The sequence below is a fragment of the Pedobacter fastidiosus genome, assembly GCF_014306625.1.
Lineage (GTDB): Bacteria > Bacteroidota > Bacteroidia > Sphingobacteriales > Sphingobacteriaceae > Pedobacter > Pedobacter fastidiosus.
The window spans coordinates 1-1357 of sequence record NZ_JACRYL010000022.1; the positions used below are offsets into that span (position 1 = coordinate 1).

2 protein-coding genes are annotated in these 1357 nt (G+C 29.8%); one reads left to right on the forward strand and one right to left on the reverse strand.

The window, feature by feature from the left end:
• Positions 1-705: DNA methyltransferase family protein (locus H7U22_RS18990; protein ID WP_222621905.1), on the forward strand; the 705-nt coding region annotated here is incomplete at its 5' end.
• Here H7U22_RS18990 and H7U22_RS18995 read toward each other — a convergent pair.
• Positions 692-1357, reverse strand: a 666-nt coding sequence (locus H7U22_RS18995) for a TaqI-like C-terminal specificity domain-containing protein (RefSeq protein WP_222621906.1), incomplete at its 5' end; no start/stop codon positions are given. The genes H7U22_RS18990 and H7U22_RS18995 overlap by 14 nt on opposite strands.

Here is a 1357-nt window from a genome sequence, read left to right on the forward strand (position 1 = left end):
GAAGCATTTATAATTGACGATTCTAAAAGATTAGAATTAATCTCTGAAGACCCAAAATCTGTCGACATTATACGACCTATTTTACGTGGCAGAGATATTAAGAGATATTCTTTTCTTTCTTCAAATTTATGGCTGATTAATACTCATAACGGCATTAAGGATAAAGGGGTAAAGCCAATCTTGATAGATGACTATCCAGCTATTAAGAAACACTTAGATTCTTATTTCCAACAATTAGAGAAAAGAACAGATAAAGGGAGTACCCCCTACAATTTAAGAAACTGCGCATATACTGATGATTTTTCAAAACCAAAGCTTTTATGGGCTGAAACAATGAGAATACACAAAAACAGTGTTGAGAAATTTCCCAGATTCGGATTTGATAAAAGTGGAGAATACCTAACTGATAAGACTAGTTTTTTCGCTACTGGAGAGGATATTGAAATTGTGCTTGCAATTTTAAATTCTAGTATGGGAAAATATTTATGTTCTCAATATGTTTCAATTTTAGATGATGGAGGCTATTTAATGCAAAAAATTTATATCGAAAATATCCCTTTACCAAAACCAAACAAAGCTACAAAACAATTAATTATAAATATTTTAGCTTCCCAAGATGCGGAAAAAGACCAAGAAATAAATAAAATAGTTTTTGAATTATATCATTTAACAATTGACGAAATTAATTTTATTAATGTTCTATAATTTCAATTTCATACTTTTCCAGTCTAAATGATTCGTATATAATGGAGTTTATCTTTTTTAAATCAATTTTCTCTGGATTCTCAATTAATTCTTTAATTACTTTTTTTTGTTTTTCACTAAATACAGGCATAGGAAAGTTTTCGAAAAATGTATGTTTCATTCGAATACCAGTCTCTCCTAATCCTCCACCTCCATAGAATGTCTTTACAGCATAAAAAAATAAATCTGAATTTAGAACAGCAATAAGTATCTCTAAATCTTCTCCAGTAATAATTCTAGCCGTATCAAGGCACATGAATCGTCCATCGTTGTCAAGAATAAAGCTTGACTCTTGCACCATCTCTTGAAATATAATTTTTTGCATAGAAAAATCCTCCAAATAATTTGCTCCCCAACGTTGTAGTGCATACCATTCATATCTAATTCCCGTTTCTGACTTATTTCGATTTGATAACTCTTTTTTATATTTTAATAAATGTCTATAAACTGCAGGGTATTCATTTTCAAATACTTTTTCAGCTTCTAATGAAACTCCCTTAATATTTTGGTTCTCATGCAAAGGAAAATGCCAAGGAATATACAATAAATATAAATCCGCGAATTCATAAGAATACTTCTTAATATCCCTGCCTCTTAATATCGGTCGTATAAT